19 protein-coding genes and 2 tRNA genes are annotated in these 21,205 nt (G+C 48.3%); 11 read left to right on the forward strand and 10 right to left on the reverse strand.

The features are described from left to right. Positions 1–52: 52 nt before the first annotated feature. From HGP28_RS08770 to uvrY, 5 genes are all read right to left on the reverse strand, one after another. Positions 53–128 (reverse strand) — tRNA-Gly (locus HGP28_RS08770). A gap of 3 nt (positions 129–131) precedes the next feature. Beyond that, positions 132–205: transfer RNA gene (locus tag HGP28_RS08775), tRNA-Cys, on the reverse strand. A gap of 181 nt (positions 206–386) precedes the next feature. Continuing rightward, positions 387–944, reverse strand: a complete 558-nt coding sequence (pgsA, locus tag HGP28_RS08780; protein WP_168836074.1) for a CDP-diacylglycerol--glycerol-3-phosphate 3-phosphatidyltransferase — start codon at positions 942–944, stop codon at positions 387–389. A gap of 46 nt (positions 945–990) precedes the next feature. Further along, the gene (gene uvrC / locus HGP28_RS08785; protein WP_168836075.1) at positions 991–2,823 is read right to left on the reverse strand and encodes an excinuclease ABC subunit UvrC; all 1,833 of its coding nucleotides are present in this window, start codon (positions 2,821–2,823) and stop codon (positions 991–993) included. Continuing rightward, the gene (gene uvrY / locus HGP28_RS08790) at positions 2,823–3,467 is read right to left on the reverse strand and encodes a UvrY/SirA/GacA family response regulator transcription factor (RefSeq protein ID WP_168836076.1); all 645 of its coding nucleotides are present in this window, start codon (positions 3,465–3,467) and stop codon (positions 2,823–2,825) included. Before uvrY ends, uvrC begins: the two co-directional genes overlap by 1 nt. A gap of 661 nt (positions 3,468–4,128) precedes the next feature. On the opposite strand from uvrY, the gene HGP28_RS08795 reads away from it, so the two are divergent. Next, positions 4,129–6,519, forward strand: a complete 2,391-nt coding sequence (locus HGP28_RS08795) for a DNA polymerase II (RefSeq protein ID WP_168836077.1) — start codon at positions 4,129–4,131, stop codon at positions 6,517–6,519. Between the two features lie 2 nt (positions 6,520–6,521). Here HGP28_RS08795 and HGP28_RS08800 read toward each other — a convergent pair whose 3' ends face one another. Then, entirely contained in the window at positions 6,522–7,286 is a 765-nt protein-coding gene (locus HGP28_RS08800) for a nucleotidyltransferase domain-containing protein (RefSeq protein ID WP_168836078.1), read from the reverse strand. A gap of 266 nt (positions 7,287–7,552) precedes the next feature. On the opposite strand from HGP28_RS08800, the gene yeiP reads away from it, so the two are divergent. Together yeiP and HGP28_RS08810 are read left to right on the forward strand one after the other, a co-directional pair. Beyond that, a complete protein-coding gene (gene yeiP / locus HGP28_RS08805; RefSeq protein WP_168836079.1) occupies positions 7,553–8,119 on the forward strand; it encodes an elongation factor P-like protein YeiP in 567 nt (188 codons plus the stop codon). A 2-nt stretch (positions 8,120–8,121) separates the two neighbouring features. Continuing rightward, positions 8,122–8,442 carry an HI1450 family dsDNA-mimic protein gene (locus tag HGP28_RS08810; RefSeq protein ID WP_168836080.1) on the forward strand — a complete coding sequence of 107 codons (321 nt, stop codon included), beginning with the start codon at positions 8,122–8,124 and terminating at the stop codon, positions 8,440–8,442. Positions 8,443–8,576: 134 nt separating this feature from the next. Here HGP28_RS08810 and rluB read toward each other — a convergent pair whose 3' ends face one another. The 3 genes from rluB to rnm form a co-directional block, all read right to left on the reverse strand. Then, the gene (gene rluB, locus HGP28_RS08815; protein ID WP_168836081.1) at positions 8,577–9,509 is read right to left on the reverse strand and encodes a 23S rRNA pseudouridine(2605) synthase RluB; all 933 of its coding nucleotides are present in this window, start codon (positions 9,507–9,509) and stop codon (positions 8,577–8,579) included. A 336-nt stretch (positions 9,510–9,845) separates the two neighbouring features. Continuing rightward, a complete protein-coding gene (locus tag HGP28_RS08820) occupies positions 9,846–10,466 on the reverse strand; it encodes an L-threonylcarbamoyladenylate synthase (RefSeq protein ID WP_168836082.1) in 621 nt (206 codons plus the stop codon). 161 nt (positions 10,467–10,627) lie between these two features. Beyond that, positions 10,628–11,491 carry an RNase RNM gene (gene rnm / locus HGP28_RS08825; RefSeq protein WP_168836083.1) on the reverse strand — a complete coding sequence of 288 codons (864 nt, stop codon included), beginning with the start codon at positions 11,489–11,491 and terminating at the stop codon, positions 10,628–10,630. A 340-nt stretch (positions 11,492–11,831) separates the two neighbouring features. On the opposite strand from rnm, the gene HGP28_RS08830 reads away from it, so the two are divergent. The 7 genes from HGP28_RS08830 (at position 11,832) to HGP28_RS08860 (ending at position 19,855) form a co-directional block, all read left to right on the forward strand. Continuing rightward, entirely contained in the window at positions 11,832–13,385 is a 1,554-nt protein-coding gene (locus HGP28_RS08830; RefSeq protein ID WP_439333847.1) for an anthranilate synthase component 1, read from the forward strand. Between the two features lies 1 nt (position 13,386). Then, on the forward strand, positions 13,387–14,016 hold the full coding sequence (locus HGP28_RS08835) for an aminodeoxychorismate/anthranilate synthase component II (protein ID WP_168836084.1): 630 nt from the start codon (positions 13,387–13,389) through the stop codon (positions 14,014–14,016). Beyond that, the gene (gene trpD / locus HGP28_RS08840) at positions 14,016–15,014 is read left to right on the forward strand and encodes an anthranilate phosphoribosyltransferase (protein ID WP_168836085.1); all 999 of its coding nucleotides are present in this window, start codon (positions 14,016–14,018) and stop codon (positions 15,012–15,014) included. Before HGP28_RS08835 ends, trpD begins: the two co-directional genes overlap by 1 nt. Before the next feature lie 2 nt (positions 15,015–15,016). After that, positions 15,017–16,444 carry a bifunctional indole-3-glycerol-phosphate synthase TrpC/phosphoribosylanthranilate isomerase TrpF gene (gene trpCF, locus HGP28_RS08845; protein ID WP_168836086.1) on the forward strand — a complete coding sequence of 476 codons (1,428 nt, stop codon included), beginning with the start codon at positions 15,017–15,019 and terminating at the stop codon, positions 16,442–16,444. Between the two features lie 11 nt (positions 16,445–16,455). Then, complete coding sequence (trpB, locus tag HGP28_RS08850; RefSeq protein ID WP_168836087.1) at positions 16,456–17,646, forward strand: tryptophan synthase subunit beta; 1,191 nt, start codon at positions 16,456–16,458, stop codon at positions 17,644–17,646. Further along, positions 17,646–18,452, forward strand: a complete 807-nt coding sequence (gene trpA / locus HGP28_RS08855; RefSeq protein WP_168836088.1) for a tryptophan synthase subunit alpha — start codon at positions 17,646–17,648, stop codon at positions 18,450–18,452. The genes trpB and trpA overlap by 1 nt, the downstream gene beginning before the upstream one ends. Positions 18,453–18,598: 146 nt before the next feature. Continuing rightward, positions 18,599–19,855, forward strand: coding sequence for a DEAD/DEAH box helicase (locus HGP28_RS08860; protein ID WP_168836089.1), 1,257 nt, complete (start codon positions 18,599–18,601; stop codon positions 19,853–19,855). Between the two features lie 31 nt (positions 19,856–19,886). Here HGP28_RS08860 and HGP28_RS08865 read toward each other — a convergent pair whose 3' ends face one another. After that, positions 19,887–20,225, reverse strand: a complete 339-nt coding sequence (locus HGP28_RS08865) for a tRNA-binding protein (RefSeq protein WP_168836090.1) — start codon at positions 20,223–20,225, stop codon at positions 19,887–19,889. A 460-nt stretch (positions 20,226–20,685) separates the two neighbouring features. Here HGP28_RS08865 and HGP28_RS08870 point away from each other — a divergent pair, with 460 nt between their 5' ends. Further along, positions 20,686–21,204 carry a hypothetical protein gene (locus HGP28_RS08870; protein ID WP_168836091.1) on the forward strand — a complete coding sequence of 173 codons (519 nt, stop codon included), beginning with the start codon at positions 20,686–20,688 and terminating at the stop codon, positions 21,202–21,204. Position 21,205: the final 1 nt, after the last annotated feature.

Genomic DNA, 21,205 nt, shown 5'->3' on the forward strand with positions numbered 1-21,205 from the left:
AATTTTTGCCTGCTTTGCAGACCGAATGTCGCAATCGCCACATTCCAATATTTGGAGCGACACACGAGGTTCGAACTCGTGACCTCAACCTTGGCAAGGTTGCGCTCTACCAACTGAGCTAGTGTCGCAAATGGAGGCGCCTCCCGGAGTCGAACCGAGGTCCACGGATTTGCAATCCGCTGCATGGCCACTCTGCCAAGGCGCCTTCGTTATACTCAAGAGCATTTCCTCTTGGGTACGGGATGCATTCTACGGATTCATCCCTTTGAGTCAACACTATTTTTTTAATTTTGGTTTGTTTGAGCAGATTTTGCGCTAAGGGGCTAAAATTCATACGTTTCGTCGCACTACCCCATAGGACAAAAGGATCTTAATTGCTTATTTTATTATTGATTCTCTTCACTGAGTAAGTCGTCTTTTGCTGCCATGAGATATTGCACCATAGACCAATAAGTTAATACGGTCGCGATATAAAGCGCAGCAAAGCCAAGCCAAACCATCCAATCATCGTAGCGCCAAATTAGCACCCAAAGGGCGAACATCTGAGATACGGTTTTAACTTTCCCTATCCAAGACACTGCAACACTAGCGCGTTTACCAATTTCGGCCATCCACTCACGCAGGGCTGAAATAATAATTTCACGTGCAATCATAGTAACGGCAGGAATGGTGACCCAGATCGTGTGATACTCTTCAGTGATCAATATAAGCGCAGTAGCCACCAATACTTTATCTGCAACAGGGTCAATAAACGCACCAAAACGCGATGTTTGCCCTAGTTTTCGCGCCAACATACCGTCGAGCCAATCGGTAAATCCAGCGACCCAAAAAATCATTGCCGCTGCAAAAGGCGCCCAAGAATACGGCAGGTAAAACACAACGACAAACACTGGGATGAGAAATAATCTCATAAGTGACAGTATGTTAGGGATGTTCAAACGCATATTATTGTTCTCAGTTGGATTGCGCGCCAATGGTGCTGGATTTTACTTACTCTTTCAATGCCTGATAAATAATTTCTGCTAAAGATCGACTAATTCCGGGCACTTTGGCGATTTCTTCGACAGTCGCTCGCTTAATTTCTTGCATTCCACCCAAATACTTTAGCAAAGCCTGACGCCGTTTGGGACCGATCCCTTCGATGCCTTCCAGTGCGCTGGTACGTCGCGTTTTTCCTCGCTTAGCTCGATGCCCAGCAATCGCATGGTCATGACTTTCGTCACGAATATGCTGAATAAGATGCAGTGCAGGCGCATCACTTGGCAAGTGAAACTCCTCGCCTGTCGTTGTGATTAACGTTTCTAAACCCGGTTTGCGTGTAACACCTTTAGCAATACCAATCATTAACGGTCGTTTAGGCCAATCCGTCCAATATCGCACAATAATATCGTGCGCTCGGTTAAGTTGACCTTTCCCCCCGTCGATAAAAATCACATCGGGAATTTTCTCAACATCAAGCTGCTTGGCGTAGCGGCGTTCTAGCGCCTGTCCCATCGCGGCATAATCATCTCCTCCGGTGATCCCGGTGATGTTATACCGCCGATACTCTTGTTTCACCGGGCCTTCATGGTTAAAAACCACACATGACGCGATCGTACTTTCGCCCATTGTATGGGAGATATCAAAACACTCCATGCGCTGAATTTCATCTAACCCAAGCACCCCTTGAAGCGCATTAAATCGACGGCTTATCGTCATTTTGTGATTTATTTTGGTTGTGATCGCGGTAAGGGCATTGGTGGTTGCTAGCTTAAGGTAACGCGCGCGGCTTCCTGTCGGGTTCACATGAAACTGGACTTTTCGTCCGGCAAGATCAGTTAATGCCACTTGCAACGGTGCCAAATCGAACACCAAATCTTTGGCTAATAAGATTCGATTCGGAATGGTTCGCGCTTCATTGTGATTGAGATAATATTGAGTTAGAAAACTCTCAAACACCTCAAACGGTTCGGTATTTGATGGAATTTTCGGATAGTGACTGCGACTTCCAAGGATCTTGCCTTGGCGTATGAGCAAAATATGAATACAAGCAATGCCCTTTTCCTGCGCAAAACCCAATACATCCATATCCTCCATGCTATCTTCTGAAACAAACTGCTGCTCTTGTACACGACGTATCGCTTGAATTTGGTCGCGACACTTCGCCGCATCCTCAAAGCGAAGGTCTCGGCTGGCTTGCTCCATTCGCTCGACGAGCGTTTGCAAAACTTGGTTATCTTTACCACGCAAAAATAGCCGCACTAAATCGACCAAATCGGCGTAGTCTTGACTTGAAATGATCGAACTGACACAAGGCCCTGCACATCGACCAATTTGGTACATCAAACAAGGGCGAGTTCGGTTAGCATAAACCGTGTCTTCACACTGGCGCACAGGAAAGATTTTTTGAATCAGGTGCAGCGTTTCGCGTACTGCGCCGGAGTCGGGATAAGGGCCGAAATACTCACCTTTGCGCCGTTTTGCGCCACGGTGCATACTTAATCTGGGATGACGATGCTGGCTGATAAAGATATAAGGGTAGGATTTATCATCACGTAGCAGCACATTGTATTTCGGCAGGTACTGCTTAATATAGTTGTGCTCGAGGATGAGCGCTTCGGTCTCACTATGCGTGACGGTCACATCAATTTTGGCAATGTGACTCACCAATGCTTTGGTTTTTTCGTTGTCTAGTGTTTTGCGAAAATAACTCGACAGCCGTTTTTTGAGATCTTTGGCTTTTCCGACATAAATAACCACAGCCTCGGCGTTATACATGCGGTATACACCGGGCTGGTTCGTCACCGTCTTTAAAAAGGCGGTCGAGTCAAACACCAAACTCACTACAAAGTCTCAGTGTCAAGCATGCCGTGACGAATTGCTAAATGAGTCAATTCAACATCACCGCTAATGTCCAACTTGCTAAACAGGCGGTAACGGTAACTATTGACCGTTTTAGGGCTTAGATTCAGTTGCTCCGAAATATCGGTAACTTTCTGCCCCTTAGTGATCATCATCATGATCTGCAATTCACGCTCTGACAGTTCTTTAAATGGATTTTCAGATGCGGACGAGAACTGACTCAGCGCCATTTGTTGCGCAATCTCGGGGGAGATATAACGCTGACCACTGTGCACAATACGAATTGCATTCACCATTTCATCCGGCGCCGCCCCTTTGGTCAAATAGCCAGCGGCTCCGGCTTGCATGACTTTGGTCGGAAATGGATTTTCAGTGTGTATGGTTAACACGATAATTTTTACTTCAGGATTAATGCGCAGGATCTTGCGGGTCGCTTCTAGCCCACCAATCCCCGGCATGTTCATATCCATCAAAACGACGTCGGCATGATTCGCTCGACACCATTTCACTGCATTTTCACCGCTCTCAGCTTCCCCTGCTACGTTCATACCACGGACGTCTTCAATAATACGTCGTATCCCTGTGCGAACCAGCTCGTGATCATCTACAAGGAAAACATTAATCAAACTTGTATCTCCACGCTCATGTATGGCTCTGCACCCACTTCTTTTGTGGATTACAGTATGTGTGTATCGAAACAATTCAAATCAGCCACCTCATCGCGATATACCTATGGGCCATTCCTTGCGCTCGTCACTCAACGGCAACGATTGCGTGAACCAGTAGATAAAAAGCGTGATGGGCTTATCAAATTAGAGGTGTATTCAAATTGCTCGAAACATTCTACGGCATTTAACACACAAATGCTCTTAATGAATATGTGCCGAAACAAAAAGTTTATCAAGAACTAATTCTTGCGAAAACGCAACGCAGCTCAATTAGTTTGACAAGAAGATCTTGCAAAAGAAGCGCTGTCTCGAATATTAAACTGTGAGCGTATAATTTTGCGTCCAAAAACATAGACCAAAACAACTTGGAGATGCAGGTAGGCGGCAAACGAAAAAAGCCTTCGAGCACTTCGTGAACATAGATACACTATGTAATGAGGTTTGTGAGAGCTAGCCACTTACTTGGTAATGGAAAGCGCTGCAACTTCAAGTAGAAGGGGTATATCGGGCTAAATAGTGCTTTTCCAGTTACCCCAACAGCGCGATGCAAATATGGCATACGCCACCACAGGAGTTCGGTATACTTAGCGATTGAGCTATCAGATGTTAGGTATTGTGATTGAGCGTTCAGCAAGGTTTTCTTCTCACTCGGCAAGCGCGTGATATACGCGGCCAAAGCGTTATCGAATTGTGGCTAAGCAGCGACGTCGGCCCTGTTCAATTGCTTATCGAAGGTGAACAGACGGTATTTTTCATCGCGCAATCAGACGCTGAGCGCGCCACTCAGCTTATCGTTTCCCAAGGGCTTCACGCAGACATTCGCACCGTAAGAATGCAAACCTTTGACGCGACGGCTATCTGCGGCTGTTACTGCGCCAGCATTTCACTGGCGCAGCGCATGATTCAACTCTTTGCCGAACACGACATCGTCTGTTTCGAGCACGATATTCGCCTCGCAGACCGTTACTTAATGGAACGATTTATCAAAGGGTCCATCGAGTACGTTGGCCTGCGTCAAACCAAAACGCATTCTCATGCACAGTTCCGCCAAGTCAAATGTCGCTCAAGCGATTATCAGCCTAAGCTTCACGTCGTCTCCCTTGATATCGAGTGTTCTGAAAAAGGGCTGCTCTATTCGATAGGGCTGGCCAGTCCACAAGACGAGCGCGTCATTATGATAGGTGAGGCAAGGTCTTTCGCGGAAGCAAGTCAGAGTGGCAAGATAACCCCGATAGAGTGGGTAAACGACGAACGAGCATTACTCGCAGCCTTGATGGATTGGTTTGAAAAATTCGATCCCGACGTCATCATCGGTTGGAACGTGATTGATTTTGACTTTCGCCTCTTATTCCATCGCGCTGAATTTCATAAACTGCCGCTCATTTTAGGACGAGGTCGCCAAACTGGCTTTTTTCGCTCCAGTGCCCAAAATCAGCAAAGCTTTGTCACTCTGCCAGGCCGCGTGGTCATTGATGGCATTGACGCTCTGAAGACCGCAACCTATCACTTTCGCTCCTGGTCTTTAGAATCTGTCGCGCAAACGCTGCTAGGGGAAGGAAAAGCGATCCATAATGTCGACAATCGTATGGCGGAAATTAATCATATGTTTCGCTACGATAAGCGAGCCCTCGCTAAGTACAACTTGCAAGATTGTGTGCTGGTCAATCGCATTTTTGAGCATACGCACTTACTGGCATTTTTGGTCGAGCGCGCCAAACTTACTGGGCTAGAGCTCGATCGCATTGGCGGCTCGGTCGCCGCCTTTACTAACCTCTACCTGCCCCAGATTCATCGCTCGGGTTACGTTGCGCCTAATCTGCACCCAGAGAATTGGCTCGCAAGTCCGGGCGGCTATGTGATGGACTCTTTGCCCGGTCTGTACGACTCTGTGTTAGTACTTGACTTTAAAAGTCTTTATCCTGCGATCATTCGCTCGTTCTTAATTGACCCTATGGGGCTGATTGAAGGGCTCAAGCTTGAGGTCGGTCCTAACGACAATCAAGCCGTGGCGGGATTTCGCGGTGGTCAATTTCATCGAAGTCGGCATTTTTTGCCACAAATGATCGAAAAGTTATGGCACGCCCGTGATAGAGCAAAACAGCAACAAGAGTTGGCTTTCTCTCAAGCAATTAAGATCATAATGAACTCCTTTTACGGCGTTCTTGGCTCGTCAGGGTGCCGATTTTTCGACACTCGCCTCGCCTCAAGCATCACAATGCGTGGCCATGAAATCATGAAGACCACGCGTAAACTGATTGAAGCGCAAGGTTATCAAGTTATCTATGGTGATACCGACTCGACCTTTGTTTCTCTTGGCAGCAGCTACACACAAGACGCTGCTGATAAAGTCGGCCAGCAACTCGTTTTGCACATCAATGAGTGGTGGAAAAATGAGCTAAAACAGCGCTACAACCTCACCTCAATTCTAGAATTGGAATATGAAACCCATTACCGCCGCTTCTTAATGCCCACCATTCGTGGCGCAGAAACGGGTTCGAAAAAACGCTATGCGGGCTTAGTCGGTGATGGCGAAACAGAGCGGCTGATTTTTAAAGGGTTAGAGAGCGTCAGAACGGATTGGACGCCACTGGCACAGCGGTTTCAACACCGCCTATATCAACTGATTTTTCATCATCAATCACCCGATACGTTTGTACGCGAGTTTGTTGACAATACACGAGCGGGAGAATTTGACAGTGAACTGATTTATCGCAAACGTTTGAGACGCAAACTGGCGGATTATCAAAAAAACGTGCCACCTCAAGTGCGTGCAGCACGTTTAGCCGACGCGCAAAATCAGCGGTTAGGTAAACCGTTACGTTATCAAAATCGAGGGCAAATCGAATACATCATTACACTCAACGGCCCTGAGCCGATTGAGTATCAGCAAAGCGCCATCGATTATCAGCATTATATCGACAAGCAGCTCAAACCGATTGCCGATAGCATTTTACCGTTTGTGGGAAAAGATTTTGAACAACTCGTCGGCCACCAACTAGGGTTATTTTGACCTCAGCCGATACGAAATTCGGTTTTGCGGTATTCATCAGATAACCATTGACCATAGCTGTCGAGCAAACCAATCACCGAGCGCTTTGCAATCACTCGGCCTGAGAGCAAAATTGTCAGGCGCTCAATTTCTTGCGCTTTATTTGGGTAGTAACGCAAAAACGCTTCACCACAAGCGATGGGATCTTCAAGCCAACGCTGCTCTTTATGCATGACTAACGCATAGCTGGCCCGCAACAATTTACGCGCAATGGCAAATTGACTGGCACTTTGAATCGCTGGCATATTCGCCAGCGCAATTTTGTCACGATACACTGCCAACCAATCAGCGACATCGTCGTTCCAATGCTTGGCAATTTCCCAACTAAGCTCATATTCGCCAAAGCATTCGGCAAGATCATCGCCATAAATGCAAACTGCGCAATGTTTAAGTAAAAAACCCCAACTGAATAAGCTGGTTAAGCTAGCCACTTCATTGACTGTCGTACATTGTAATGTCATACCGACCACTTGAGTAAAGTGACGTTGCACGCGCCACTTAACACTGTTAGTGAGTGTGGCTCGCTCACCGGCCAAATCTCGTTGAGTCACCACCACCACATCAATATTGGACAGACCCACCCGCGCAGTCTTACGCGCAACACTGCCAAAGAGGTAAATGCTGTGCAAATTGTCACCAAGCGCGCCGCGCAAGCAGAGCTGCAAATCATTAATTACCGGTTGAAACTCAGTTTGAAAAGGAAGTTTAGGGTCAATGACCGCCAACATGACACACTCTCACTCATAGCGCTGGGGCCGATATATTCGCCTAGCCCTGTGGTCAACGCAAGTCTTTGAGCGCGTTACAGCAATAAGAACCCATCAAATTTTAAGCTAAAGTAGAATAAATGCATTGAAAGACATGATCATCGTCGCGCTCAATAGTATAATCCGCGCGTTTTTGTTCACAACGCTCAATATACCCTTCCCACTTGAGGAGGCAATTTGCAACCTCAGATAGGACTGGGACAAGAGCGATCAAGTAGGAATACAAAATGCCAAAGGCAAGTGAAATTAAAAAAGGTTTTGCAATTGAATCTAATGGCAAAACACTGCTCGTAAAAGACATCGAAGTGACAACACCAGGTGGTCGCGGCGGCGCAAAAATTTACAAAATGCGTTGCCTTGATCTTATCACTGGCGCACGTGTTGATGAACGTTATAAGTCTGACGATGTACTCGAGACTGTTGAAATGAACAAGCGTTCTGCAGCGTTCTCATACATTGATGGCGATGACTACATCTTCATGGATAACGAAGATTACTCTCAGTACACCTTCAAGCACGCAGACATCGAAGACGATCTTCTGTACATCACAGAAGAGATCCAAGGCCTGCAAGTGATTCTCGTAAACGGCGCGGCGGTAGGTCTTGAGCTGCCTTCGTCTGTTGAGCTTGTCATTGAAGAAACAGACCCTTCTATCAAAGGTGCATCGGCCTCTTCTCGCACTAAGCCAGCTCGTTTCGCAACAGGCCTTGTCGTACAAGTACCTGAATACATTGCAACGGGTGACCGTGTCGTGATCAACACGGCAGAGCGCAAATACATGAACCGAGCGTAATCATGGCTGAGCTGATTTCTTACGACGATGCCATTGATGCCGCATACGACATCTTCCTTGAAATGGCGCCTGACAACCTTGAACCCGCCGATGTGATTTTATTCACAGCGCAGTTTGAAGATCGTGGCGCTGCCGAATGGGTTGAAACGGGTGATGACTGGGAAGCTCATACGGGCTTTGAAGTCGATAAAGAACGTTACGCTGAAATTCGTATCGGTTTGGTCAACGAAGCGAATGACGAGCTTGATGATGTGTTCGCTCGTATGCTAATCAGTCGTGATCCTGATGAAAAATCGTGCTTCATGCTGTGGAAGCGTGATTAATTGATTTCAATCTATCCCTACCCTTGAAAAGGTTAGGGTATAGAGATCAAAAAAGGCTTTCATTTGAAAGCCTTTTTTATAACTTATACCCAAACAACTTCAAGTAGGACGGGTATACATCAACGAAATAACACTCAACGCGTTTTATTACGAGCGCCGTGCTCACCTGCCGCTTTCTTGCTGCGACGAGGATTGTTACTGCGGCCTTTTGGCGCGCTGACACGCTCTTCATGACGCTTAACTGCACGACGGATCTTCTGACTACGAGCGCGCTCACGTTTGCGTGAACTGTTCGCTTTGGTTTCATCCATCATGGTTTCGTTTTCTGGACGCAATTCAACCAAGTTACGCAGATAGTTCACCTCTTTAAGGTCGAGTTCCATCCAACCACCGCGTGGTAACTTTTTATCAAGGAAAATATCACCGTAACGAACACGTTTCAGTCGGCTCACGGTACAATCTTGCGATTCCCACAAACGACGCACTTCACGGTTACGCCCTTCGTTGATCACCACATAAAACGTGTGGTTCATACCCTCTCCGCCGGTGTAAACCACGTCCTCAAAGCGGGCAAGGCCATCTTCAAGCTGAACACCGTTGACAAGGTTACGAATTTTGGCTTCGTTGACTTCACCAAACACACGCACCAAATATTCACGCTCCACTTGGCGACTAGGGTGCATTAGGCGATTGGCTAATTCACCGTCTGTGGTAAAGAGCAAAAGACCCGAGGTGTTAGCATCAAGACGACCAACGGAAATCCAACGTGAACCGCGGATTTTTGGCAGACGATCAAACACAGTACGGCGACCTTCCGGGTCATGACGAGTACAAAGTTCTCCTTCCGGCTTGTAATAAGCCAGCACTCGACAAATCACCTCTTCTTGCGCCTTCGCAGACACAATATGGCCGTCAATACGCACAACGGCACTTTCTTCTTCCAGTCGTTCGCCAAGCTTAGCGACCACGCCGTTAACACTAACACGACCGGCTTTAATCAAAGCTTCAAGTTCGCGACGTGAACCGTGGCCAGCACGAGCCAGCACCTTCTGCAATTTTTCGTTCATTTATCTTCAATCTGCCTTTTTGTCGTCTTCACAGACGTCGTATTGTCTCATTAAGAGACAATCGGGATGGAATGATACGCTCATCAGCCTTTGGAGTCATTGCTGAATGAGGGTAATGCATCAGTCGATGCGGCCGCGCAGTATATCACTAATTCCGTCAATTGTAAGCGGCCCATTTTCAAGAAATGCGCACTCTGCAAATTAGGTCACAAGCCCCAATTTGGCCTATTTTCGCGTACACGTCTTACTCGTGAACTAAAAAAGCGCCCTGTTGCCAGCGACGCTTTACAAAAACAAGGGAGACCCAAACGGCTTCAAGTGGAACGGGTAGAAAGACTATTCAAATGCGCTAGGATCGCCAGATCCTAAACGGACAATTTGTGGCTCATCATCACTGAAGTCGACCACAGTCGTCGCCTGAGAGCTGAGATAGCCGCCGTTTAATATCACATCAACCGCGTGTTCAAGTTTGTCACGTATTTCTTCTGGATCCGATTCCGTATAATCGTTGCCCGGTAAAATCAGCGAGGTAGACATCAAAGGTTCACCTAACGCCTCAAGCAATTCCAGCGCGATTTTATTATCTGGCACTCGAATACCAATGGTCTTACGTTTGGCGTTCATTAAACGTCTCGGCACCTCTTTGGTACCTTTAAAAATAAAGGTATACGGCCCGGGGGTATTATTTTTCAGCAAACGAAATGCGCTGTTATCAACACGAGCATAAAGCGACAACTCAGAGAGGTCGCGGCACAATAGCGTGAAATTATGTCGTTCATCGAGGCGGCGAATCTGACAAATACGCTCTAGCGCTTGTTTGTTTTCAAGCTGGCAACCTAGCGCGTAGCCGGAATCTGTCGGGTAAACAATCACGCCACCATTGCGAATGATTGCCACAGCTTGACTTATCAAGCGTGCCTGAGGGTTTTCTGGGTGAACATAGAAAAACTGGCTCATCGTCTGTCCTTGTAATTTTCTTATGAATAACGGCCAGACGCACTGAGCAACGTGATGCTTCATGAGTAAGCCATAATTGAGCGCTCATGTGTGTAAAATCACACATTCAACGCGATGATTATACGCGATGAATGCGCTTTGGATCACGTTATTTTGTCGACCTAAGTCGCGTCGTTCACTCCCTTATTTGTAGGTAATGACCAATTCTGCCATACAGGCGCCACACCCGAAGGGAGCCATAAATTTCGCCCTAGCTCCATCCAAGGTGAGGGATAATGAAAATCACTGCCTTGCGATACCAATAGTTGATAATTAATAGCGTAATCCGCCAATAGCCTGCGTTCTTGCTGAGATTGCTGCGGCTGCGCAATTTCCATTGCATCGCCACCGGCTGCGCTGAAATCCGTCAATAGCCGTTTTAACCATTTTGCGGTAAAGCCATAACGTCCAGGGTGCGCAAGTACCGCTTGCCCACCAGCGGCCTGAATGGCCTTAATCGCCTCTGCCATTGAACACCAATTGGGTGGAACGTAACCGGGATTATTGCGCGTCAAAAATTTCTTAAACACTTGCTGCATATTTTTAGCAAAGCCTTGCTCAACCAACCACTTGGCAAAATGAGCCCGTGTCACTGGCGCATCACCGGCGATATCTTTAACCTCATCTAAGACACCTGGCCGCGTCGCCTTTTCTAAGCGCTCGGCAATCATTGCCGCACGACCATGACGTCGTTGCTGCTGCTCAAAAATTAACGCCTGCAATTGGGCATTTTCCGGGTCGACATTCAATCCTACGATATGAATGTCTTTGTTATACCACACGGTCGAGATTTCAATCCCGTTAATCAACGTCAGTGGGTAATTGTGCTGAGTAATGTAGTGACGCGCTTCGTCAAGACCTGCCAGCGTGTCATGATCCGTGATAGCAAGCACGTCAAGTTCAAACTGTAGCGCGCGGTCAACTAATTCGGTAGGAGTCAAACGCCCATCGGAGGCAGTGGTATGGCTGTGTAAATCTATTCGCATTTTTTTGTTCAAAGGGTTGACATTTTGTTGCTGTACTTGTTTACTAGTACGCAAACACGACCACAGCCTTGAATTGCCATGTTACAAGAATTTAACGCAAATAAGAATGACAAACTTATCTCCGTCTCGCGCGACAGCGTGAAGTGGCAATTGTGGTGCCAATCAGTTTGGGCGTTTTGGTATGCGTAAATTACGCGAAGTTTCCATTTAAACGCCCGTTAACACGGGCGTTTTTTATTTTTCGATGTGCATCCTAGGAGGTTTTGTGACTAACGCGATGAGTTCAACAGGATTTGATATTACCGCTACCAGCGCGCGCTCTGCTGCAGAGCTGACTGTGATGACGCGACCGCTAGCGTACTGTGATGACCCTACGGCACTATTTCAAACGCTGTGCGGTGATAAAAGCGACAGTTTGCTGCTCGAATCGGCTGAGATCGACTCGAAACAAAATCTCAAAAGCTTACTGCTGGTCGATGCCGCGGTGCGCATCGTATGTCGCGGTCAACAAGTAACACTGAGCGCCCTCACGGCCAATGGCGATCGCCTGCTTCACGCAGTAAATCGTCATCTCGCCGCAGAAAAAACGTCAGCCGATACGATTTCAATTCAATTAAGTCAAAGCGAAGGTTATACAGAACTTACCCTGGGTTTTACTCCTGCTGACAATGCGCTTGATGAAGATACCAAGCTGCATCAAAGCTCCTCCTTTGACGCTCTGCGCTTGATACGTACCAGTGTTAACTTACCCGAACATGATAAGTACGCTCTGTTTGTTGGTGGTCTGTTTGCTTATGACCTCGTGGCTAACTTTGAGCCGTTAGGTAGCGCAGATGAACACAATCACTGTCCTGATTACGTTTTTTACGTCGCCGAAACTTTGCTCGTCATTGATCACCAAGCGCAAAGTTGCCTTCTACAAGCTTCACTGTTTGATACGACACAGGCGATTTCGCAGCAGATACAGCAGCGCTTAAATCAGATTGAACAGCAAAGCCACGGTGTTCATACCGCGCCCATTGCACAGACCACTAGCCCGCTCAAGGTGTCGGTAAATATTAGTGATAACGACTTTGCCACTATTGTGTCCGATTTAAAACAGTACGTAGTGCGCGGCGACGTGTTCCAAGTGGTGCCTTCACGCTGCTTTACGCTGCCGTGCCCTTCGCCACTGGCGGCTTATCGAGTACTAAAACAAACCAATCCAAGCCCTTACATGTTTTACATGCAAGATGAACACTTCACTTTGTTTGGCGCGTCGCCAGAAAGTGCGCTGAAATACGATGCTCAGAGTAACCAAGTCGAGATTTATCCGATTGCGGGCACGCGACGCCGTGGTAAAAAGGCCGACGGTACGATTGATCTTGATTTGGATAGCCGTATTGAGTTGGAACTGCGCAGCGATACCAAAGAAAACGCAGAGCATATGATGCTGGTTGACCTTGCGCGCAATGATGTCGCACGCATTTCGACGCCGGGCACACGTCACGTGGCCGACCTTCTCAAAGTTGACCGCTACAGTCATGTCATGCATCTGGTTTCTCGCGTGGTCGGCCAATTGCGCCCCGATTTTGACGCGCTTCACGCCTATCAAGCGTGTATGAATATGGGCACATTAACTGGCGCGCCCAAAATCCGCGCAATGCAGTTAATTCGCCAAGTTGAGGGCCGTCGTCGTGGTGCTTATGGCGGCGCAGTTGGCTATCTCACGGGCGATGGCACATTAGATACCTGTATCGTGATTCGCTCCGCTTACGTTGAGCAAGGCATCGCCCATGTTCAAGCTGGTGCTGGTGTGGTGTTTGACTCAGATCCCATTGCCGAAACCGATGAAACCAGAGGTAAAGCGCAGGCGGTCCTCACTGCCATTCAAGCGGCGCACCAAGGAGCCTAATATGACCCAGATTGTATTTATCGATAATTTTGATTCTTTTACCTATAACTTGGTTGATCAGTTTCGCGCGCTTGGCTACCCAGTGACCATTTATCGTAATCATATTGACGCCAATACCATCATTCATGCATTAAGCCAGATGGAAAACCCCGTCGTCGTGCTATCGCCGGGCCCTGGCAAACCCAGCGACGCTGGCTGCATGCCAGAACTGATTGAACGTCTCAAAGGCAAAGTCCCTATGATTGGTATCTGTCTGGGGCACCAGGCCATTGTCGAAGCCTATGGCGGTGTTGTCGAAGGCGCAGGGAATATCGTTCATGGCAAAACCTCGATGATGGCCCATGAAAACCACGCTATCTATCAAGGCCTGCCCAACCCTCTCGCCATCGCTCGATATCATTCACTGGTCGCGACGCAAGTGCCTGAGAGCCTGACAATCACAGCCGAAGTCGATGGATTGGTGATGTCCGTGGTTCACGAAGACCATCGCGTGTGTGGGTTCCAATATCACCCCGAATCGATTATGACCACCTTTGGCGCCAACTTACTGGTCAACGCCATTGAATGGGCTCAGAACAAGCATGACCGACAAATAAGCACCACCAAACCGCAACGACAGGAGTTAGGATAATGGACGTAATCATCAATAAGCTTTATGAGCAACAATCACTGACTCAAGACGAAAGCCAACAACTGTTTGACCAGATCATTCGCGGTGAAATGGATCCTATTGTGATGGCCTCGGCGCTCACAGCATTAAAAGTCAAAGGCGAAACACCCGATGAAATCGCAGGAGCCGCCCAAGCACTGCTGGCAAACGCCAAAGCGTTTCCACGCCCAGATTACGATTTTGCTGACATTGTTGGCACCGGTGGTGATGGTCACAACACGATTAACATCTCTACGACTGCGGCATTTGTTGCTGCCGCTTGCGGGCTAAAAATCGCCAAACATGGTAATCGTTCCGTCTCTAGCCAATCAGGCAGCTCGGATTTACTCGACTCTTTTGGTATTGATTTGGCAATGAGCCCTGAAAATACCCGTCAAGCGGTCGATGATCTTGGCGTGGCATTTTTATTTGCGCCGCAATACCACGGTGGAGTGCGCCACGCGATGCCAGTGCGTCAGACTCTAAAAACTCGCACTATTTTTAATATCTTAGGTCCACTGATTAACCCAGCTCGCCCCAGCATTCAATTAATGGGGGTCTACAGCGAAGAACTGGTACGCCCAATTGCAGAAACCATGTTACAAATGGGTATGAAACGCGCTGCTGTGGTACACGGCAGTGAATTGGACGAAGTGGCGATTCACGGCGACACCCTAGTCGCAGAAATTCGTGATAATGAAATTCATGAATACCGCCTCTCTCCTGAAGATTTTGGCGTGGACCGCTTTCCTTTGGATGCAATCAAAGGCGGTGGCCCTGATGAAAACCGCGCTATCGTGACGCAAATTTTAAATGGTCAAGGCACGCCAGCGCAGATGTCTGCCGTCGCGGTCAATGTGGCCCTGTTAATGCGTTTATTTGGTCATGATGATCTTAAAGCCAATACCGAAAAAGCGTTCGAGGCGATGAACAGCGGCAAAGCGTATCAATTAGTTCAGCAGTTGGCTGCGCGAGGATAAAAATGGAACACAATAATCAACAGCTCTCTGAGCATGTCTCGATACAAGAAGCCGCAATGGCTGAGGTATTGGCTAAAATTGTGGTCGACAAACGCTTGTGGGTTGCCAAGCGCCAAGCCGCTCAGCCGCTGAACACTTTTCAGTCAACGTTGACCCCGTCCGATCGAGACTTTTATCAAGCGCTGAGTGGTGAGAACAGTGCGTTCATTTTGGAATGCAAAAAAGCCTCGCCATCCAAAGGGCTGATTCGCGCCGATTTCGACTTAGATGCCATTGCCAGTGTCTATCGCCACCACGCTGACGCCATTTCAGTACTGACCGACGAAAAGTATTTTCAAGGTCAATTTGAGTTTGTTACACAAGTGCGCAACCAAGTCTCACAACCGATATTGTGCAAAGACTTTATGATTGAGCCTTATCAGGTCTATTTGGCGCGTCACTATCAAGCTGATGCCATTTTGCTGATGCTCTCGGTGTTAGACGATGCTCAATACACTGAACTTTCCGACATTGCTCACCAGTTGGGAATGGGCGTGTTAACAGAAGTGAGTAACGAGGCGGAACTGACTCGCGCGGTGGCACTAAACGCTCGCGTAATTGGCATCAATAACCGCAATTTACGAGATTTGACCACGGATCTTAATCGCACCAAGCAACTTGCGCCGCAACTGCGCGCGCAAGCTCCCCATAGCATTGTGATTTCCGAATCTGGTATTTACACCCACCAGCAAGTGCGCGATCTGGCTAACTACGCCGATGGCTTTCTCATTGGTAGTTCACTCATGGCAAGTGACCATCTTGAATTGGCAGTACGTCAGGTGATTTTGGGCGACAACAAGGTGTGTGGCCTTACATCTGGCCAAGATGCTCAATACGCCTATCAGGCCGGTGCGGTATTTGGCGGACTCATTTTTGTGCCTGAGTCGCCGCGGCATGTTACTTTAGAGCAAGCGAAAAGCATCACACGCCATGCGTTGTTACGTTATGTGGGCGTGTTTCAAAACCAAACCGTGTCCTTTGTTGCCCAGCACGCGCAGCAGTTGGCACTTTATGCGGTACAGCTGCATGGCAACGAAACCGAGCAATACATTGCAGAGCTAAGAGCCGTGTTACCCCAAGAGGTTCAAATTTGGAAGGCGTATGGCGTCAGTCAGGACGTGCCAAAACTCATCGAATACGGCGTTGATCGCCATTTACTCGACGCTCAAGTTGGCAAGCAAAGCGGTGGCACTGGCACCTCTTTTGATTGGCAGCTCATCGCTAAACCTAGCCAAGTCATGCTCGCAGGAGGGCTAAACCCCACTAACGCACAAAGCGCAGCTCAGCTTGGTACTCAGGGACTCGATTTTAACTCCGGAGTGGAAAGCACTCCGGGCACCAAAGATCAGGATAAATTGCAGCGTGCATTTACTGCAATTCGACAATATTAAGGACATTCATCATGGCAATACTTGATGCCTACTTCGGCGAATACGGCGGCCAATTTGTACCGCAGCTTTTGGTTCCTGCTCTTGATCAACTTGAGCAAGCGTTTATCGATGCTCAAGAAGATCCCGAGTTTCGTAGCGAATTCATGTCACTGCTGCAAGAGTACGCCGGACGCCCAACCGCATTAACGCTAACGCGCAATCTCACCGCAGGTACAAAAACCAAACTCTACCTTAAACGTGAAGATCTATTGCACGGTGGCGCGCATAAAACCAACCAAGTGTTGGGTCAAGCGCTTCTCGCCAAGCGCATGGGCAAAAACGAAATTATTGCGGAAACCGGCGCAGGCCAACATGGCGTTGCGACCGCGCTAGCATGCGCGTTGCTGGGGCTTAAATGCCGCGTCTACATGGGAGCAAAAGATGTCGAACGTCAAAGTCCCAATGTCTTTAGAATGCGTTTGATGGGAGCCGAAGTCATTCCGGTTCATTCAGGCTCTGCGACCTTAAAAGACGCCTGTAACGAAGCGATGCGTGATTGGTCGGCCAGTTATCAAGAGGCGCATTATCTGCTCGGTACTGCTGCAGGCCCCCACCCTTTCCCAACCATAGTACGTGAGTTTCAGCGCATCATTGGTGAAGAAACCAAACATCAAATTCTCGCGCGTGAAGGCCGCCTTCCCGATGCGGTTATTGCCTGCGTTGGTGGTGGCTCAAACGCCATTGGCATGTTCGCTGATTTTATCGACGAACCCAGTGTACGCTTGATTGGCGTTGAACCTGCTGGCAAAGGCATCGACACCAGCGAGCATGGCGCGCCATTAAAACATGGCAAAACCGGCATTTTCTTTGGTATGAAAGCGCCGTTAATGCAAGATTCATATGGTCAAGTGGAAGAGTCCTACTCGATTTCAGCCGGCCTCGATTTTCCATCGGTTGGGCCGCAACACGCTTATCTCAACGCCATTGGTCGCGCAGAATACGATAACGTCACTGATGATGAAGCGCTGGAGGCGTTTCAAGCGCTCGCTCGCCATGAGGGCATTATTCCCGCACTGGAATCGTCTCACGCGCTTGCAGCCGCACTGCGTATGGCGCATGACAACCCAGAGAAAGAACAGTTATTGGTAGTGAATCTCTCTGGCCGCGGTGATAAAGACATTTTCACCGTCCACAAGATCCTCGAAGAGAAAGGAGTGCTCTAATGAGTCGTTATCAGAATCTATTTGATCGTCTAGCCAGCCAAAATCAAGGGGCATTCGTTCCTTTTGTCACGGTATGCGACCCAAATCCGGAGCTGTCACTTGAGATTATTGACACGCTTGTGCGCGCCGGTGCCGATGCACTTGAATTAGGTCTGCCGTTTTCCGACCCGCTCGCCGATGGCCCGACAATTCAAGGGGCAAACGTGCGCGCTCTTAACGCAGGTGCGACCCCAGATATCTGTTTTGAGATCATTGCAACCATTCGTCAGCGCTACCCGCAACTGCCCATCGGTTTGTTAGTCTACGCCAATTTGGTTTACGCTCGTGGCGTAGAGGATTTTTATCAACGCTGTCAAAACGCAGGTATCGACTCAGTACTGATTGCCGATGTTCCGACTAATGAAAGCGAACTGTTCGTTGATGCCGCTAAGCGCTTCGATATCGACCCTATTTTTATTGCACCACCAACGGCAAGTGCGCAAACATTGAAGCAAGTGGCCAAATTGAGCCAAGGCTATACTTATTTGCTTTCGCGCGCTGGCGTGACTGGCGCTGAGACCAAAGCCAATATGCCAGTGGAGCATCTGCTCGACCAATTACGTGACTACCATGCGCCACCAGCGCTGCTTGGTTTTGGCATCTCCGAGCCAGCTCAAGTCTCTCAAGCGATTGCCGCTGGAGCGGCTGGCGCCATTTCCGGTTCGGCGGTTGTAAAAATAATTGAGCAACATCGCGATGCCCCTGAAACCATGCTAGCAAAACTGACCCAATTCATTAGCGCGATGAAGGCCGCAACGCAGAAATAACCTAATCCACTTGAGAATGCAGACACTGCGTCACCTCAGTTGAAGATAAGTCAGCGATTTGTCAAAATGGCTGACTTTTTTTATCCACATTTTGTGGTACATACCCAAACAACTTGACGCTTAAGGCACACTCATAGGTAACGCACATGTCTTTTTCCGTATTACTCAGCCCTCAAGTGCTTAGCGCTTTGCCACGCGATATAGAGCAACCTACTCAAATTCAACGCCTTGCGATTCCAAAACTGCTCACAGGCAATAACGTGCTGGCGTTAGCAAATACTGGCAGTGGTAAAACGCTCGCCTTTGGCTTACCTGTGATTGAGAAGTTGCTTGCGTCACCGACTGTCAGCGCGTTGATTTTAGTCCCCACTCGAGAGCTTGCGATCCAAGTGAAAGAGACCCTTGAGCGCGTTGCTCAGCCTTTGGGTATTGAAACAATGGCATTGTGTGGTGGTGAAAACAAATCCGCCCAAATCGACGCACTAAAACAACGCCCGCGTCTATTGGTTGCCACAACCGGGCGACTGCTCGATTTGATGAAAGACGATGAGAGCGCGGCACTTCTTCCACTATCTGCATTGGCTATGGTGACACTCGATGAAGCGGATCGTTTGTTAGATATGGGCTTTTGGTCCGATGTAGTCGCGATTTTTGCGCGTATTCCATCAAATTGCCAAATTGCGATGTTTTCTGCCACTTTCTCAGATGAACTTAAGGCCAAAGCCAAGCAGCTTATGCCACACGCTGTCGAGCTACACGCTGCGCCAACTCATGGTGTTGATGATGCCACGCATGGTCACGACGCTCACAGCAGCCCGATTGATGAAACCCTTTATCTTGTCAATAAGGGCAGCAAACCACAGGCACTGATTGCATTACTCAAACAGCATAGTGACGCTCAAGCGTTGGCCTTCATCGGTGAAAAAGGCAGCGCCGATAGCCTATGCAAAAAATTGGTTAAAGCGGGTATTTCAGCTCAGGCACTCCATAGTGCAAAGACACAAGCCGAGCGAGAGTCAACCCTGGCGCAATTTAAAGCTGGCGAGGTGTCGGTATTGTTAGCGACAGATGTGTTAGCACGAGGCATTCATATTGATGCACTGCCTTTGGTTATCAATTTTGACTTACCGCAGCACAGTGAAGTCTATGTTCACCGCATCGGTCGCACAGCACGCGCTGGCGCAACCGGGACCGCGTTATCTCTGGTTTGTCACAGTGAGGCGGGCGCATTAGAAGCCATTCGCACGCTAACCAAGCGCGAACTGCCACTACGCCCGCTCGATGGGTTTCCTGTTACTGACACCCCTTCCGAGGGAACGGCAAAGCGCGCGCCTAAAGACAAAAAAGCCAATCGGCGCACTCAAAATAAAAAAAGTATTAAGCAGTTCCAGCGCAAAGCTTAGCGTTAGTTTTAAACGGCGCGCGTCATCAACCTTAGGCCAATCGCGCGCCGTTTGGCATGGGTAGGTCAACACTAGAGAGTACGACTGCGCCATCTTCTCGATACAAGCCTGTGACTAAACATTCCGACATGATCGGCCCAATCTGTTTGGGGGGGAAATTCACCACCACCAGCACTTGCTTACCGAGTAAAGCTTCTTTGGTGTAGAGAGCGGTAATTTGTGCGCTGGATTTTTTGACGCCAAGTTCTGGCCCTAAATCGATCATCAACTTGTAAGCGGGGCGGCGCGCTTCAGGAAACGCCTCGACTTCAACAATCGTTCCGACACGAATATCGACTTTTAGGAAGTCACTCCATTCTATATGTTCCATCATCATCCTTGATTTTATATCTGTCCTACTTGGCGTTGCCGCGGCGTTGGCTGGCTCTCACAAGCCTCATCACATAGTGTATCTATGTTCACGAAGTGCTCAGAGGCTTTGTTCGTTTGCCGCCTACCTGCATCTCTAAGTTGTTTGGGTATATATCCGTCCTACTTGACGACCGCAGTTATAACACACCATCTCTGCTTTTGAGTAAATACTTAAATACGCAAACAAACGTATCACTTCCCTTTCCACGCTGATGCGTTTTGAAATTTCATTGTCAAAATAAGTGGCATATTGCAAAACATACGCAAATGAGCACATAAAATTATGAGTCAAGTAGCACATTAATCGTGCCAATCCGCTGATCTCTCTCCGCTTTATTAAAAAGTCTCCTTATCCACTCAAGCTTGGCAGACCCCTTGCTCTTACTAAGTTCGGCTTATCAGGAAGAGGAAATAACATCATGGCCCAAAGGACACTGCTGGCCGCAGCCTTCAGTATCTTCATACTGAGTGGCTGCCAATCCAGCCCGAAACTCAGCCACGCTTATCAAGACCCAGAACGGATCAGCGCTTATGAGCTGCCCGTTCCAATCAGCGATGGGTTTATTTTACAAAGCTACCGACAAACCCAACCCGAACAAACATGGTTTTGGAGTCTATTGCCCAACGAATCCAGCCAACAAGGTGAAAACATCATCGTCCAAATTGTGGCAGAAGAGCCGATACAGCAACCTCCTTCGCGTTTTGGTTTTGTTACGCCTGATAGCAATAGTCAAAAATCGCTTAATGCTCTTGGCCCACTCGAAGTGTGGCGCTCAAGCAAAGCCAAAAATGAAATTTGCACTATCACCAGTCAGTATCAAAGGCGACAAGAACAATGGATCTCTTTGTTTACTCACGTCTGCAGTGACATCAGTGCACAACCAACCCCAACATGGCTTGCACCTTCCTCTCAACCAACCTTAAGCTGGGGGCAATAAA

Origin of the sequence: Vibrio agarilyticus, from assembly GCF_012641465.1 — a bacterium.
GTDB lineage: Bacteria > Pseudomonadota > Gammaproteobacteria > Enterobacterales > Vibrionaceae > Vibrio > Vibrio agarilyticus.

Excerpts from the sequence above, each read along its gene's own strand:
- HGP28_RS08810 (WP_168836080.1), top strand. The coding sequence starts at position 8,122 with ATGGCTGAGCTGATTTCTTACGACGATGCCATTGATGCCGCATACGAC.
- rluB (WP_168836081.1), bottom strand. The coding sequence starts at position 9,509 with ATGAACGAAAAATTGCAGAAGGTGCTGGCTCGTGCTGGCCACGGTTCA.
- HGP28_RS08830 (WP_439333847.1), top strand. The coding sequence starts at position 11,832 with ATGACGCGACCGCTAGCGTACTGTGATGACCCTACGGCACTATTTCAA.
- trpD (WP_168836085.1), top strand. The coding sequence starts at position 14,016 with ATGGACGTAATCATCAATAAGCTTTATGAGCAACAATCACTGACTCAA.
- trpCF (WP_168836086.1), top strand. The coding sequence starts at position 15,017 with ATGGAACACAATAATCAACAGCTCTCTGAGCATGTCTCGATACAAGAA.
- HGP28_RS08870 (WP_168836091.1), top strand. The coding sequence starts at position 20,686 with ATGGCCCAAAGGACACTGCTGGCCGCAGCCTTCAGTATCTTCATACTG.
- HGP28_RS08860 (WP_168836089.1), top strand. The coding sequence starts at position 18,599 with ATGTCTTTTTCCGTATTACTCAGCCCTCAAGTGCTTAGCGCTTTGCCA.
- trpB (WP_168836087.1), top strand. The coding sequence starts at position 16,456 with ATGGCAATACTTGATGCCTACTTCGGCGAATACGGCGGCCAATTTGTA.
- trpA (WP_168836088.1), top strand. The coding sequence starts at position 17,646 with ATGAGTCGTTATCAGAATCTATTTGATCGTCTAGCCAGCCAAAATCAA.
- HGP28_RS08865 (WP_168836090.1), bottom strand. The coding sequence starts at position 20,225 with ATGGAACATATAGAATGGAGTGACTTCCTAAAAGTCGATATTCGTGTC.
- HGP28_RS08800 (WP_168836078.1), bottom strand. The coding sequence starts at position 7,286 with ATGTTGGCGGTCATTGACCCTAAACTTCCTTTTCAAACTGAGTTTCAA.
- rnm (WP_168836083.1), bottom strand. The coding sequence starts at position 11,491 with ATGCGAATAGATTTACACAGCCATACCACTGCCTCCGATGGGCGTTTG.
- HGP28_RS08820 (WP_168836082.1), bottom strand. The coding sequence starts at position 10,466 with ATGAGCCAGTTTTTCTATGTTCACCCAGAAAACCCTCAGGCACGCTTG.
- yeiP (WP_168836079.1), top strand. The coding sequence starts at position 7,553 with ATGCCAAAGGCAAGTGAAATTAAAAAAGGTTTTGCAATTGAATCTAAT.
- HGP28_RS08835 (WP_168836084.1), top strand. The coding sequence starts at position 13,387 with ATGACCCAGATTGTATTTATCGATAATTTTGATTCTTTTACCTATAAC.
- pgsA (WP_168836074.1), bottom strand. The coding sequence starts at position 944 with ATGCGTTTGAACATCCCTAACATACTGTCACTTATGAGATTATTTCTC.